Here is a 12,997-nt window from a genome sequence, read left to right on the forward strand (position 1 = left end):
TGAGATCTACCCGATTGCCGGTACACGTCCACGCGGCCGCCATGCTGATGGCTCGCTGGATCGCGATCTCGACAGCCGCATCGAACTGGAAATGCGCACCGACCATAAAGAGATGGCCGAGCACCTGATGCTGGTGGATTTGGCGCGTAACGATTTGGCGCGCATCTGCGTGCCAGGCAGCCGTTATGTGGCTGACCTGACCAAAGTGGACCGCTACTCGTTCGTGATGCATCTGGTGTCACGCGTGGTCGGCACGCTGCGCACAGACCTCGACGTGCTGCACGCGTACCGCGCCTGCATGAACATGGGCACGCTGAGTGGCGCACCGAAAGTGCGTGCGATGCAGCTGATAGCCGCGAAAGAAGGCACGCGTCGCGGCAGCTACGGCGGCGCAGTGGGTTATTTCACCGCTAACGGCGATCTGGATACCTGCATCGTTATCCGTTCCGCGTGGGTCGAAGACGGTGTCGCCACCGTGCAAGCCGGTGCCGGTGTGGTGCTGGATTCACAGCCACAGGCAGAAGCGGACGAAAGCCGCAACAAAGCGCGCGCGGTATTGCGTGCCATCGCAACAGCCCATCACTGCAAGGAGATTTTCTGATGGCCGATATCCTGCTGCTCGATAACATCGACTCCTTTACTTACAACCTCGTTGACCAGCTGCGTACCTTCGGCCACAACGTGGTTATATACCGCAACAACGTGCCCGCTGAAGTACTGATTGAACGCCTGCAGCAGATGGAGAATCCGATTCTGATGCTGTCGCCGGGTCCGGGCGCACCGAGAGATGCCGGTTGTATGCCAGATTTGCTGCAAGCGCTGCGCGGTCGTTTGCCGATTATCGGCATTTGCCTCGGTCATCAGGCGATTGTTGAAGCATACGGCGGACATGTCGGCCAGGCTGGCGAGATCCTGCACGGCAAAGCCTCTTCTATTACCCACGATGGTGAAGGTATGTTCGCTGGCCTGAGCAATCCGCTGCCGGTGGCACGTTATCACTCGCTGGTCGGCAGCAATACGCCAGCCGAATTGACCGTTAACGCCAGCTACAACGGCATGGTGATGGCCGTGCGCCACGATGCCGACCGTGTGTGTGGCTTCCAGTTCCACCCCGAATCCATTCTCACCACTCAGGGCGCGCGCTTGTTAGAACAGACGTTGGCCTGGGCGCTGGCGAAGTAATAGGGAGATTATGATGCAAACTATTCTGGAAAAACTTTATCAGTCCGAGACGCTGAGCCAGGGCGAAAGCCACCAGCTATTTAGCGCCATTATCACCGGTCAGCTGGAGCCGACGCAGTTAGCCGCCGCGCTGATCGCCATGAAAGTCCGTGGCGAGCGTCCGGAAGAGATCGCGGGTGCCGCTTCCGCGTTGCTGGCCGATGCGAAACCGTTCCCTCGTCCGGATTACACCTTTGCCGATATCGTGGGTACCGGCGGTGACGGCAGCAACAGCATCAACATTTCTACCGCCAGCGCCTTTGTCGCGGCGACCTGCGGCCTGAAAGTGGCGAAGCACGGTAACCGCAGCGTCTCCAGCAAATCTGGCTCTTCCGATCTGCTGGCGGCATTTGGCATCAACCTGGATATGCCTGCTGAACAGGCACGTCAGGCGCTGGACGATCTCAATGTCTGCTTCCTGTTTGCTCCGCAGTATCACAGCGGTTTTCGTCACGCGATGCCGGTACGCCAGCAGTTGAAAACCCGCACCATTTTTAACGTGCTGGGTCCGCTGATCAATCCGGCGCGTCCACCGCTGGCGGTGATTGGCGTCTACAGCCCGGAGTTGGTGCTGCCGATCGCTCAAACGCTGAAAGTGCTTGGCTATCAACGTGCCGCGGTGGTACACGGTGGCGGCATGGATGAAGTGGCGCTGCACAGCCCAACACAGGTCGCTGAGCTGCGTGATGGCGAAATCACCGGCTATCAGCTGACGCCAGAAGACTTCGGTTTTGGCTTCCATGATAAAGACGCGTTGGCAGGCGGCACGCCGGAAGAAAACCGTGACATTCTGACCCGTTTACTCCAGGGTAAAGGCCAGCCTGCCCATGAGCAGGCGGTTGCAGTGAACGTCGCAATGTTACTGAAAGTGTTCGGAAATGAAGATTTGCGCGACAACGCACAGCGCGCCATCGCTGCCATTCGCAGCGGACAGGCCTACGAGCGCGTTGTCGCTCTGGCAGCGAGAGGATGAGATGAGTATTAAGGGCACTGTTTTAGAGAAAATCGTACAAGATAAAGCCGTCTGGGTTGAAGCGCGCAAAGCACAGCAGCCGCTGGCCACCTTCCAGAACGATTTGCAGCCTGCGGAACGTCATTTTTACGATGCACTGCGTGGCTCACGTACCGTATTCATCCTGGAATGCAAAAAAGCCTCGCCTTCCAAAGGGCTGATTCGCGAGGATTTCGATCCCGCGACTATTGCTGGCGTTTACCGTCACCACGCTTCTGCGGTATCGGTATTAACCGATGAAAAATACTTCCAGGGCGATTTTGCGTTCCTGCCGATTGTCAGCGCCGCCATCACGCAACCGGTGCTGTGCAAAGATTTCATCATCGATCCATACCAGATCTATCTGGCGCGCCATTATCAGGCCGATGCCATCCTGCTGATGTTGTCGGTGCTGGATGATGAGCAATATCGTCAGCTCGCCGCCGTGGCGCACAGCCTGAAAATGGGCGTGCTGACCGAAGTGAGTAATGAAGAAGAGATGGAACGTGCCATCGCGTTGGAAGCCAAAGTCGTCGGCATTAATAACCGCGACCTGCGCGACCTGTCCATCGACCTGAACCGCACGCGTCAGTTAGCGCCGCGTCTTGGACATGGCGTCACCGTCATTAGCGAATCCGGCATCCACAATTACGCGCAGGTACGTGAATTAAGCCACTTCGCTAACGGCTTCCTGATTGGCTCCGCGCTGATGGAAGAAGCGGATCTCACCGCTGGCGTTCGTCGCGTGTTGCTCGGTGATAACAAAGTCTGCGGCCTGACACGCGCTGAAGATGCACGCGCCGCGCAGGAAGCTGGCGCCATTTACGGTGGCTTGATCTTTGCCGAAGGCTCGCCGCGTAAAATCAGCAGCGAGCAGGCGCAGTTGGTTCAGGCTGCCGCCTCGCTGAAGTATGTTGGCGTGTTCCGCAACAACGCTTTAAGTGACATTGTCACGCTTGCGGAGACGTTAAAACTGGCCGCAGTACAATTGCACGGCGATGAAGATCAGGCGTTTGTCGCACAACTGCTTCAGGCGCTGCCAGCAGACACTAAAATCTGGAAAGCGCTGAGCATCAAAGCTCACTTACCTGCGCGCGACTGGCCGCATGTCGATCGCTACGTGTTCGATAACGGCCAGGGCGGCACCGGCCAGCGTTTCGATTGGTCACTGCTGCAAGGCCAGGATCTCAGCAACGTATTGCTGGCCGGTGGCTTAAGCGCTGACAACTGCGTTGAAGCCGCGCAATTAGGCTGTGCCGGCCTCGATTTCAACTCCGGCGTAGAATCTGCGCCAGGCATTAAAGATGCCAGCAAAGTCGCGGCGGTATTCCGCACGCTGCGCGCCTATTAATTTCGCTTGCCCGCCATCGCGCGGGCCGAATAAGGAAAATGAAAAAATGACCACGTTATTAAATCCCTATTTTGGCGAGTTTGGCGGCCAATATGTGCCGCAAATCCTGATGCCAGCTTTGCGCCAGCTGGAAAATGCGTTTGTTGAAGCGCAGCGCGATCCCGAGTTTCAGGCCGAGTTTACTGACCTGCTGAAAAACTACGCTGGACGCCCAACGGCTTTGACGCTGTGCAGCAACCTGACCAAAGGCACCAAAACCCGCCTCTATTTGAAGCGTGAAGATTTGCTGCACGGTGGCGCGCACAAAACCAATCAGGTGCTGGGTCAGGCGCTGTTGGCCAAGCGTATGGGTAAAAACGAGATCATCGCTGAAACCGGCGCCGGTCAGCATGGTGTCGCATCAGCGTTAGCCTGTGCCCTGCTGGGTATGAAGTGCCGCATCTATATGGGCGCGAAAGATGTTGAACGTCAGTCACCAAACGTATTCCGTATGCGTTTAATGGGCGCGGAAGTGATTCCAGTGCATAGCGGCTCAGCCACGCTGAAAGATGCCTGTAACGAGGCGCTGCGCGACTGGTCTGGCAGCTACGAGACCGCGCACTACATGCTCGGCACCGCCGCAGGCCCGCACCCGTTCCCGACTATCGTACGTGAATTCCAGCGCATGATTGGCGAAGAGACCAAAGCCCAGATTCTGGAGCGCGAAGGTCGTCTGCCCGATGCGGTGTTAGCCTGCGTGGGCGGTGGTTCGAACGCTATCGGCATGTTCGCTGATTTCATCGAAGAAGAAAGCGTTGGCCTGATCGGCGTTGAACCTGCGGGTCACGGTATCGAAACCGGTGAACACGGAGCGCCACTCAAGCACGGTCGCGTCGGGATCTACTTCGGTATGAAAGCGCCGATGATGCAGACCGAAGAGGGTCAGATTGAAGAATCCTACTCCATCTCTGCGGGACTAGACTTCCCATCGGTGGGACCTCAGCATGCGCATCTAAACAGTATCGGCCGCGCGGAATATGTGTCGATCACCGATGATGAAGCGCTCAACGCCTTTAAAGAGTTATGTCGTGCTGAAGGGATTATTCCTGCACTCGAATCCTCACACGCGCTGGCACATGCGCTGAAAATGATCCGCGAGAATCCGGAAAAAGAGCAGTTGCTGGTGGTTAACCTTTCCGGGCGCGGCGATAAAGACATCTTCACCGTTCACGATATTTTGAAAGCCAAGGGAGAGATTTGATGGAACGTTATAATCAGCTGTTTCAACGTCTGTCGGCGCAGAAAGAAGGCGCGTTTGTCCCCTTCGTTACCCTCGGCGATCCGTCACCTGAACTGTCGCTGAAAATTATCGATACTTTGGTGGAAGGCGGTGCGGACGCGTTAGAGCTCGGTATTCCGTTCTCGGATCCGCTGGCCGATGGCCCAACCATTCAGGGCGCGACGCTGCGTGCCTTTGCTTCCGGCACCACCGTGGCGCAGTGCTTTGAAATTCTGGCCGCCGTGCGCCAGAAATATCCCGACCTGCCGATTGGCTTGCTGATGTACGCTAATCTGGTGTTCAGCAAAGGTATCGATAACTTTTATGCGCAGTGTGAAGCGGTGGGCGTCGATTCCGTGCTGGTTGCTGATGTGCCGCTGGAAGAGTCTGCGCCGTTCCGTCAGGCTGCCATGCGCCACAATGTGGCACCGATCTTTATCTGTCCGCCAAATGCCGACGATGAACTGCTGCGCGAGATTGCTGCGCACGGTCGCGGATATACCTATCTGCTGTCACGCGCAGGCGTCACCGGTTCAGAAAATCGTGCCAGCCTGCCGCTGCATCACCTGATCGAAAAACTGCGTGAGTTTAACGCTGCGCCACCGCTGCAGGGCTTTGGTATCTCTGAGCCTGGCCAGGTGAAAGAAGCGATCGCTGCGGGTGCGGCGGGCGCCATTTCCGGTTCGGCGATTGTGAAAATCATTGAGCGTAACCAGAATGATCCGGCAACGCTGCTCAGCGAGCTGAAAGCCTTTGTGAGCAGCCTGAAAGCGGCCACTCGCTAAAATCCTTCAGGGCCTTATTCCGGCGCGGATAAGGCCTTTTTATCGTCATAAACCTCCCCCTGCTCATTTTCTCGGCCACTCTCAGATTTCATACCCAGCTAAAACTGGGATTGGATCAATAAGTGGCAAAAAATCCCTATTTCTCACTTTTTTGCACCAGCCGATTTGCCGATTTCGCATCGCCAGACCACAATTAACTGCGCCGCCCCATTGCGGCGAAACATCATCTAAGACAGGGAGATAACCAATGAATTTTTTCAAAGTCGTTGCAGGATTTATGATGGCTGCGGTGATGGCGCTGGCGCTTAGCGCGTGTGCACCCACAGCAACCAAAGAAGGCACTGGCGGTTACATCGACGATACCGTGGTAACCACCAAAGTTAAGGCTCAGCTATTGAATGACGAGTCGCTGAAATCGACCGAAATCAATGTTGAAACCTTCAAGGGTAAAGTTCAGCTGAGCGGTTTTGTCAGCTCACCGCAGATGGCAAATCGCGCAGTGGCCGTAACGCGTAGCGTGGCAGGCGTGAAATCTGTGGTTAACAATATGCAGATCAAATAACACAACGGGCGACTTTCTGGTCGCCCGCTTCTTTTGTGCTTGCCGATTAGAAACGATATCCCGCACCAAAGAAGAACACCCACGGATCGATACGCGTGTTAATGTTTTGCTGCTCACCACCGGCTTTGAATTTCACTTCGGTATCAATATCCATGTACCACAGCGATGCGTTCAGCATCCAGTCGCGGTTGATTTGATAATCCAGACCAACTTGTCCCGCCATGCCCCACGAGTCTTTCACGCTCAGGTCGCTTAAGCCGGCATCCTGTCCAGTCTGATTGAATTTAGCATCATAGAAGGTGGTGTAGTTGATACCCACGCCAACGTAGGGACGAACTTTGCTTTTGCTATCAAAGAAATAGTACTGCGCCATTAAGGTTGGCGGCAGCTGGCGCACGGTAGCCAGATTTCCGGTGGCGCCCAGTCCAACCTTATGACGGAACGGTGTGGCGGCCAGCAGCTCAACGCCGATGTTATCCGTCGCCATATAGGTAAAGGTTAAACCCAGCTGCGTATCGTTGCTGACGTTAAAGCCGCCCATACCCAGCACATTGTCAGAGCCTTCGGTCGGACGGACGGTGGCGCTACCAGCGCGCATAAAGAAATCACCGGCTTCATGAGCCAGAGCCAGTTGCGGAATTGCCAGCGCCATCAGCAGTGCGCATTTTGCCAGTTTCATAATCACTCCTTTGCCAAAAAAGATGGGTCTCGATGTTGAATGCGGCACAACATTTACCCCTTTTTTGGTAAAAGATCACCTGCATCAATCTAAATTAATCACTTAAAAAACAATGGATTGATTCAGATCAATTTTGGCCTTACACCGCGTAATAAAAGTCCGCTTGCGAAAATTTCTCGCCGTGATTAATTTACCTTTCCCCTGTGTGATTTTGGTTCGATGCCTTGGGAGTGGCGGGCGATCAGATGAGCGATTCACTAAACCCTTGTATGACGTGTGGCGCATGCTGCGCGAACTTTCGTGTCTCTTTTTACTGGGCTGAAGCCGATGATGGCGCCGGTGCCGTTCCCGTTGAATTAACTGAGCCGTTAGGCCTGTTTATGCGCAATATGCGCGGCACCAACCAACACCAACCGCATTGTGTTGCGTTACAGGGAGAGGTCGGCGGCTGCGTCTCCTGCGGCATTTATCAGCAACGTCCTTCGCCCTGCCGGGAGTTTTCGATGTCCGGCGAGAACGGTGAACTGAACGAAGCCTGCGATCGCGCCCGTGCTCGCTATGGTCTTCCTGCGCTTTTTCACCCTTCTTTACCTGTTATGACAGAAAGTTATCCCAATGCGGGTGCCAGCACGCCAGTAGAACATGTACAATCGCCGGGTTAATTAATCCGGTTCTTTCAAGGAGTTTACATGTCTATCACGGCAAGCTCGTTATACCGTGACACAGGAAATTTTTTGCGCCATCAGTTGGTTACTATTTTATTGCTGGCGCTGCTGACCTCGTTCATTACTGTGATCGTCGGCCACGCGTTAACGCCAGGTGAAGACCAGCTCTCATTGTTGAGCCAGTCAGATGACAGCGCATCCTCGCTGTTTGAGCTGGTACAAAATATGTCTCCGGATCAGCAGCGTATTTTGCTGCGCGCTTCCGCTGCGGGCACGTTTGCTGCATTGATTGGTAATACGCTGCTGCTGGGTGGCATGCTATTCCTGATCCCAATGGTGTCGGGCGGACAACGCGTGAGCGCACTGCGTGCTATTGGTGCGTCTGCGCCGATCCTGCCAAAGGTGCTGCTGCAAACCTTCCTGATCACCTTGCTGGTACAGCTGGGCTTTATGGTGCTGATGGTGCCGGGCGTGATTCTGGCCATCCTGTTTTCACTGGCGCCAGTGATTCTCGCCAATGAGAAGCTCGGCGTGATCGGTGCGATGCGCGCCAGCATGCGTCTCGCATGGAAGAATATTAAGGTTATCGCACCGGCCATTGTGCTGTGGCTGCTGGCCAAAATTGTGCTGATGTTCTTCTTTTCATCGCTGACCGTGCTGCCCGCCAACATCGCCTCCGTGGTGTTGAACGCGCTGGGTAATCTGGTCTCCGCTGTACTGGTCATCTATCTGTACCGGCTGTATATGCTGTTACGTTAATCGTTATGGCGCTCACCCGGGCGCCATAACTGAACGCTCCTGCCCTAATTGGAAACGCTATGAAGCAGTTACTCGATTTTCTTCCCCTGGTGGTTTTCTTCATCTTCTACAAGCTGTACGACATCTTTGTCGCCTCCGGTGCACTGATTGTTGCCACCGGTCTGGCGCTGGTCGTCAGTTGGGTGCTTTACCGCAAGCTGGAAAAGATGACCATTTTTACCTTTGTGCTGGTTGCGGTATTCGGCACGCTGACGCTGGTGTTCCATAACGATGAATTCATCAAATGGAAAGTTACGGTAATTTATTCGCTGTTTGCCGTCGCGCTGCTCTACAGCCAGTGGTTTATGAAGCAACCGCTGATCCAAACCATGCTGGGTAAAGAGTTGCAACTGCCGTCAGGCGTGTGGCGCAATCTCAACATTGCCTGGGCAATATTCTTTCTCGCCTGCGGCTTAGCGAATATTTATGTTGCGTTTTGGTTATCGCAGGAATTTTGGGTTAACTTTAAGGTGTTCGGTCTGACCGGCCTGACCCTACTCTTTACCCTGTTAAGCGGCGTGTATATCTGGCGACAGATGCCGCAACAAGAACAAAAATAATGCCACTCCGCCCGACAACGTCGGGCTTCTCTTCACCTGCAGAAGAACTGAGCAATGGACGAAAAACATAAGTCGCCGCAAGGCGAGATGGTGTTGCGTACCCTGGCAATGCCAGCGGATACCAATGCCAACGGTGATATCTTTGGTGGTTGGTTGATGTCGCAGATGGATATGGGCGGCGCAATCAAGGCAAAAGAGATTGCTGAAGGACGTGTTGTTACCGTGCGCGTGGATGGAATGACGTTCCTTAAACCCGTAGCGGTTGGCGATGTGGTGAGCTGCTACGCACGCTGCATCCGCACCGGCAACAGTTCCATGACCATTAACGTCGAAGTGTGGATCAAGAAAGTGTCGTCCGAACCGATTGGACAGACTTACTGCGCAACCGAAGCGGTATTTGTCTACGTCGCGGTCGACAATACCGGGCAATCTCGCCCATTACCGCCTGGCAGAAGCAATTTAAGCGATCTGTAACACGAAAAAAGCGGTCATCTGACCGCTTTCTTTTTACCTTTCAAACATCACTGCTTATTCGATATTGGCGCCGCCGTTGATGCGGAACACGATGTTCATGGTCAAATTCTTGCCCGGACGACCCGGCTGATAACGCCATTTCTTCATCGCCTGCTTCACTTCGCGTTCGAACATGTTGCGCGGTTCAGCCGACAAAATTTGAACGTTATCAACACGACCGTCACTATCAACATCAAACTGCACGCGTACACGCCCCTCAACGCGCAGCGCGAACGCACGTGCCGGATAGGCAGGCTTGCTGACGTTCATCGCTTTCGGACCATCAGAGATACTTGGCGTTGCGGTTGGATTGGCTTTCGGCGCGGTCGTTGGACGCGCTTGCGTGGTTGGCGCGTCTTGCTTCACCGGATTTTCCTGCGGCTTCACTTCCTGACGCGGTTTCGGCTCAACCTTCTTTTCCACCTTTGGCTTCGGTTTAGGTTTTGGCTTCGGCTTAGGTTCCGGTTTAGGAATCGGCACCGGCTCAACCTTCGGCGGCTCTGGCGCTACTTCAGGTTCTGGCTCAGGTTCAGGTGGTGGTGGCGTGACCTGGGCTGGTGCAGGTTCGGGTTGTACTTCAGGCGCCACCAGCGAAACGCTGATTGGCTGCGACGCTTTTGGAACTTCAATGACCTGATGAAACGATGCATAGAGAATGCCAGCGATCAACGAACCGTGAAGTACCACGGATAAAATTACAGCAATAGGGGTACGTGTAGGTAAAGGCGTAGTCAACGTGGTCATATCATTCATGTTCATTGAGTGAAGCGCAGATTTTAAATGCAAATAGCAATCAGTTTCAATAAGCGATGTAAATGTGGCTGCAGAAAGGCCTTTTTTAACCCTGATTGCGCTGAATGACAGCGTATTTATCTTTCGTTTGCACTCTGATTAACGATCACTTAACGTGTCACGCAATTTCGGCAAGTCTAACGGGAGTATCCCATCGTGCTTTACGTCATTTATGCGGAAGATACCGCTGATTCACTGGAAAAACGCAACTCGGTACGTCCCGCGCATCTTGCTCGTTTACAGCTGCTGCAAGATGAAGGTCGACTGATTGCTGCGGGTCCGCTGCCAGCGGTTGACAGCAACGATCCAGGCCCGGCCGGTTTCAGCGGTTCCGTGATCATCGCCGAATTCTCTTCACTGGAAGTCGCGGAATCATGGGCCAAGGATGATCCCTACATTGCCGCAGGCGTGTATGAGAAAGTCGCGGTCAAACCGTTCAAACGCGTTTTCTAATCTATGTGGCAGTCAGTTTTACTGCTGGTAATAGCATTCGCGCTCATCGGCAGAGCACTTTGGCTATGGCGTCAGCAAGGCTGGCGCAACGCTCGGCAGCACATTGTGATGTTAATTGTGCTGGCAGCGGCAGTAGAGATGGTCAATGTCATTCGGGTGCTACGCGGCGCATAGTGGCCGCGTAAGCCCATCAGACCATTTGCGAGATAAACAGGATGGAGCGGCGATGCTGCTGCGCCACCTGATGACGAATGGTGTGGATGCGTTTATAACGACGCGACTGCCCTTCCAGCCAGCGAGAACGACGACGGTGTACCTGACGTAACATTCTCCAGCGCGCCACTTCATTTTTGCTGCGTCTCATCACATCCTCTCAGACAGGCTAAACTCGGCAGGCATTATAAAGATCTGTTGGGAAATACCAAATCGAAAGCTTCATCGAAACGTCATTCACGATTAAAGGTTTCACTACCTGTGATCAGCACGTAAACTTTGCACAACAAAGCGCGAACAGGATGTCCACTTAATGACCACATTTTATACCCTCGTCAGTTGGTTGCTGCTGTTTGGTTACTGGCTGCTGATTGCGGGTGTCACGCTACGTATTCTGATGAAACGCCGCGCAGTCACCTCCGCAATGGCCTGGCTGCTGATCATCTACATTCTGCCGCTGGTGGGTATAATCGCCTATCTCTCCTTTGGTGAGCTGCATTTAGGTAAACGGCGTGCCGAGCGCGCGCGCACCATGTGGCCCTCCACCGCCAAATGGCTCAACGACCTTAAACAGTGCCGGCATATCTTTGCCACCGAACACAGCGACGTGGCCCGTTCCCTGTTTGATTTGTGTCGCCATCGTCAGGGCATTGCGGGCGTGAAAGGAAATCAGCTGCAGTTGCTGACCAGCTCCGACGACGTGATGCACGCACTGATTCGCGATATCCAGCTGGCGCGTCACAACATCGAGATGGTGTTCTATATCTGGCATCCCGGCGGGCTAGCCGATGAAGTGGCGGAATCGTTGATGGCCGCGTCGCGGCGCGGTGTGCATTGCCGCCTGATGCTGGATTCAGCGGGTAGCGTGACCTTCTTCCGCAGTCCGTGGGTCAATATGATGCGCAACGCCGGCATCGATGTGGTTGAAGCGTTGCAGGTAAGCCTGCTGCGTGTGTTCCTGCGCCGCATGGACCTGCGTCAGCATCGCAAAGTGGTGCTGATCGATAACTACATCGCGTATACCGGCAGCATGAACCTGGTCGATCCGCGCTTCTTTAAGCAGGACGCGGGCGTGGGTCAGTGGATTGATCTGATGGCGCGCATGGAAGGTCCGGTCGCAACGACTATGGGCATTGTGTATGCCTGCGACTGGGAGATTGAAACCGGTAAACGCATTCTGCCGCCCGCGCCAGATGCCAACGTGATGCCCTTCGAACAGGAGAGCGGTCATACCATTCAGGTAATCGCTTCTGGCCCCGGTTTCCCGGAAGATATGATCCATCAGGCGTTGCTCACGGCGGTTTACTCCGCGCGCGAGCAGCTGATCATGACCACGCCCTACTTTGTGCCGAGCGATGACCTGCTGCACGCCATCTGCACCGCAGCGTTACGCGGTGTGGAAGTGAGCATCATTGTGCCGCGCCACAATGATTCGCTGCTGGTGGGCTGGGCAAGCCGCGCCTTCTTTACCGAGTTGCTGGAAGCGGGCGTAAAGATTTACCAGTTTGAAGATGGCCTGTTGCATACCAAAAGTGTGCTGGTGGACGGGCAGCTGAGTTTAGTCGGTACCGTTAATCTGGATATGCGCAGCCTGTGGCTTAATTTTGAGATCACATTGGTGGTTGATGATGATGGCTTTGGCAGTGATCTCGCTACCGTGCAGGACGATTACATCGCCCGCTCACGCTTACTGGATGGCGCTCGCTGGGCGAAACGTGCCTGGTGGCAACGCATCGTTGAACGACTGTTTTACTTCTTTAGTCCTTTACTGTAAAACGAGCGAAAATATTACCGCCTCAGGGCAAGCAGGAATGACCATGGATTTAAATAATCGCCTTACTGAAGATGAAACGCTGGAACAGGCTTACGATATTTTTCTTGAGCTGGCTGGCGACAATCTCGATCCCGCTGACATTATTCTGTTCAATCTGCAGTTTGAAGAGCGCGGTGGCGCGGAACTGTTCGATCCTGCGGAAGACTGGCAGGAACATGTTGACTTCGATCTCAACCCAGACTTCTTCGCAGAAGTGGTGATTGGATTGGGTGAAGCTGATGGCGAGCCGATCACTGATGTGTTCGCACGCGTCCTGCTGTGCCGCGAGAAAGATCACAAGCTCTGCCACATTCTGTGGCGCGAGTAAGCGACAGAAAGAAAA

Annotated in this window: 15 protein-coding genes and 1 pseudogene; 13 read left to right on the plus strand and 3 right to left on the minus strand. The window is 54.4% G+C overall.

From position 1 onward, the window contains the following. The 6 genes and pseudogenes from RTY00_RS08980 to RTY00_RS09005 all read left to right on the plus strand — a co-directional run. On the plus strand, nt 1-601 hold a 601-nt coding region (locus RTY00_RS08980), incomplete at its 5' end, for a chorismate-binding protein (RefSeq protein ID WP_312664173.1). Continuing rightward, nucleotides 601-2,194, plus strand: a pseudogene (trpD, locus tag RTY00_RS08985) (bifunctional anthranilate synthase glutamate amidotransferase component TrpG/anthranilate phosphoribosyltransferase TrpD). The gene RTY00_RS08980 and the pseudogene trpD, both read left to right, overlap by 1 nt. A 1-nt stretch (nt 2,195) precedes the next feature. Then, the gene (trpCF, locus tag RTY00_RS08990; protein ID WP_312664174.1) at nt 2,196-3,563 is read left to right on the plus strand and encodes a bifunctional indole-3-glycerol-phosphate synthase TrpC/phosphoribosylanthranilate isomerase TrpF; all 1,368 of its coding nucleotides are present in this window, start codon (nt 2,196-2,198) and stop codon (nt 3,561-3,563) included. Nucleotides 3,564-3,609: 46 nt separating this feature from the next. Continuing rightward, entirely contained in the window at nt 3,610-4,803 is a 1,194-nt protein-coding gene (gene trpB, locus RTY00_RS08995; RefSeq protein WP_312664175.1) for a tryptophan synthase subunit beta, read from the plus strand. Beyond that, nucleotides 4,803-5,606 (plus strand): tryptophan synthase subunit alpha, encoded by an 804-nt coding sequence (gene trpA, locus RTY00_RS09000; RefSeq protein ID WP_312664176.1) that lies wholly within the window; start codon nt 4,803-4,805, stop codon nt 5,604-5,606. The genes trpB and trpA overlap by 1 nt, the downstream gene beginning before the upstream one ends. A 247-nt stretch (nt 5,607-5,853) precedes the next feature. After that, complete coding sequence (locus RTY00_RS09005; protein ID WP_008106555.1) at nt 5,854-6,168, plus strand: BON domain-containing protein; 315 nt, start codon at nt 5,854-5,856, stop codon at nt 6,166-6,168. A gap of 46 nt (nt 6,169-6,214) precedes the next feature. Here RTY00_RS09005 and ompW read toward each other — a convergent pair whose 3' ends face one another. Continuing rightward, nucleotides 6,215-6,847: an outer membrane protein OmpW gene (gene ompW / locus RTY00_RS09010; RefSeq protein WP_008106557.1), complete on the minus strand. Its 633-nt coding sequence runs from the start codon at nt 6,845-6,847 to the stop codon at nt 6,215-6,217. A gap of 245 nt (nt 6,848-7,092) precedes the next feature. On the opposite strand from ompW, the gene RTY00_RS09015 reads away from it, so the two are divergent. The 4 genes from RTY00_RS09015 to yciA are packed head-to-tail and all read left to right on the plus strand — an operon-like array spanning nt 7,093 to nt 9,344. After that, nucleotides 7,093-7,509, plus strand: coding sequence for a YkgJ family cysteine cluster protein (locus RTY00_RS09015; RefSeq protein ID WP_312664178.1), 417 nt, complete (start codon nt 7,093-7,095; stop codon nt 7,507-7,509). A 27-nt stretch (nt 7,510-7,536) separates the two neighbouring features. Next, nucleotides 7,537-8,271 (plus strand): YciC family protein, encoded by a 735-nt coding sequence (locus tag RTY00_RS09020; protein WP_312664179.1) that lies wholly within the window; start codon nt 7,537-7,539, stop codon nt 8,269-8,271. Nucleotides 8,272-8,330: 59 nt separating this feature from the next. Next, a complete protein-coding gene (locus RTY00_RS09025) occupies nt 8,331-8,870 on the plus strand; it encodes a septation protein A (RefSeq protein ID WP_008106564.1) in 540 nt (179 codons plus the stop codon). A gap of 54 nt (nt 8,871-8,924) precedes the next feature. After that, the gene (gene yciA, locus RTY00_RS09030) at nt 8,925-9,344 is read left to right on the plus strand and encodes an acyl-CoA thioester hydrolase YciA (RefSeq protein WP_007892397.1); all 420 of its coding nucleotides are present in this window, start codon (nt 8,925-8,927) and stop codon (nt 9,342-9,344) included. A 54-nt stretch (nt 9,345-9,398) separates the two neighbouring features. On the opposite strand, the gene tonB is transcribed toward yciA, so the two are convergent. Continuing rightward, nucleotides 9,399-10,127: a TonB system transport protein TonB gene (gene tonB / locus RTY00_RS09035; protein WP_312664180.1), complete on the minus strand. Its 729-nt coding sequence runs from the start codon at nt 10,125-10,127 to the stop codon at nt 9,399-9,401. A gap of 204 nt (nt 10,128-10,331) precedes the next feature. Between tonB and RTY00_RS09040 the strand changes: the two genes are divergently transcribed. Continuing rightward, on the plus strand, nt 10,332-10,628 hold the full coding sequence (locus tag RTY00_RS09040; RefSeq protein WP_008106569.1) for a YciI family protein: 297 nt from the start codon (nt 10,332-10,334) through the stop codon (nt 10,626-10,628). Between the two features lie 190 nt (nt 10,629-10,818). Here RTY00_RS09040 and RTY00_RS09045 read toward each other — a convergent pair whose 3' ends face one another. Next, nucleotides 10,819-10,992: a YciY family protein gene (locus tag RTY00_RS09045; RefSeq protein ID WP_007892390.1), complete on the minus strand. Its 174-nt coding sequence runs from the start codon at nt 10,990-10,992 to the stop codon at nt 10,819-10,821. 162 nt (nt 10,993-11,154) lie between these two features. On the opposite strand from RTY00_RS09045, the gene cls reads away from it, so the two are divergent. Then, complete coding sequence (gene cls, locus RTY00_RS09050) at nt 11,155-12,615, plus strand: cardiolipin synthase (RefSeq protein WP_312664181.1); 1,461 nt, start codon at nt 11,155-11,157, stop codon at nt 12,613-12,615. A gap of 37 nt (nt 12,616-12,652) precedes the next feature. Beyond that, nucleotides 12,653-12,982, plus strand: coding sequence for an HI1450 family dsDNA-mimic protein (locus RTY00_RS09055; RefSeq protein WP_196761379.1), 330 nt, complete (start codon nt 12,653-12,655; stop codon nt 12,980-12,982). Nucleotides 12,983-12,997: the final 15 nt, after the last annotated feature.

Origin of the sequence: Pantoea sp. CTOTU49201 (assembly GCF_032054795.1) — a bacterium.
GTDB lineage: Bacteria > Pseudomonadota > Gammaproteobacteria > Enterobacterales > Enterobacteriaceae > Pantoea > Pantoea symbiotica.